This window comes from Streptomyces sp. NPDC086147 (assembly GCF_040702165.1).
Taxonomy (GTDB): Bacteria; Actinomycetota; Actinomycetes; order Streptomycetales; family Streptomycetaceae; genus Streptomyces.
On sequence record NZ_JBFBJO010000060.1, the window covers coordinates 1 to 1127 of the forward strand.

1 protein-coding gene is annotated in these 1127 nt (G+C 73.1%); it reads right to left on the reverse strand.

What is annotated here, in order from left to right:
• Positions 1–1126, reverse strand: a 1126-nt coding sequence (locus AB0398_RS34285; protein ID WP_366379584.1) for a ferrochelatase, incomplete at its 3' end; no start/stop codon positions are given.
• Position 1127 lies beyond the last annotated feature (1 nt).

A 1127-nucleotide genomic window follows, 5' to 3' on the forward strand; every position in this document is an offset into this window, starting at 1 on the left:
ACGCGTATGGGCTGTCGGCGCCGGCCGCCGCGGGTCGTTCGGTTCTGGCGGGGCAGCAGCCGATGGGGCACAGGTCGTGGGAGGGTCCGAGTGTGCCCAGGGCGCAGCGTTCGATGCGGGTTCCGCGTTCGGTGGCGGCCCGTTCCAGGAGGAGGTCGCGGACGGCGGCGGCGAAGCGCGGGTCGGCGCCGACGGTGGCCGAGCGGCGGACGGGCAGGCCGAGTTCGGCGGCCTTGGCCATGGCCTCGGTGTCGAGGTCGTAGAGGACCTCCATGTGGTCGGAGACGAAGCCGATCGGGACCATGACGGCCGCGGGCGCCCCGGCGCCGTGCAGTTGCTCCAGGTGCTCGCAGATGTCCGGTTCCAGCCACGGGATGTGGGGGGCGCCGCTGCGGGACTGGTAGACGAGTTTCCAGGGGTGGTCGGTGCCGGTCCGCTGGCGGACGGCGTCGGCGATGGTGCGCGCCGCGTCGAGGTGCTGGCGCACGTAGGCGCCGCCCTGGCCGTGTGCGGTGGCCGGGCCGGAGGTGTCGGCGGCGGAGTCGGGGATGGAGTGGGTGGTGAAGGCGAGGTGGGCGCCGTCGCGCACGGCGGGGTCGAGGTCGGCGAGGGCGGCCAGCACGCCTTCGGTCATGGGCCCGAGGAAGCCGGGGTGGTTGAAGTAGTGCCGGAGCTTGTCGACGCGGGGCAGCGGGAGCCCTTCGGCCTCCAGGGCCGCCAGCGCGTCGGCGAGGTTCTCGCGGTACTGGCGGCAGCCGGAGTAGGAGGCGTACGCGCTGGTGGTGAGCACGGCGATGTGGCGCCGCCCGTCGGTGATCATCTCCCGCAGGGCGTCGGTGAGGTAGGGCGCCCAGTTCCGGTTGCCCCAGTAGACCGGGAGGTCGAGCCCGGCCTTGGCGAAGTCCGTGCGCAGCGCGGCGAGGAGCGCGCGGTTGTGGTCGTTGATCGGGGAGACGCCGCCGAAGAGGAAGTAGTGCTGCCCCACCTCCTTGAGCCGTTCCTTGGGGATGCCGCGGCCGCGGGTCACGTTCTCCAGGAACGGGACCACGTCGTCCGGCCCCTCGGGGCCGCCGAAGGAGAGCAGCAGCAGGGCGTCGTACGGGGCGGGATCGTGCTGATCGGACATG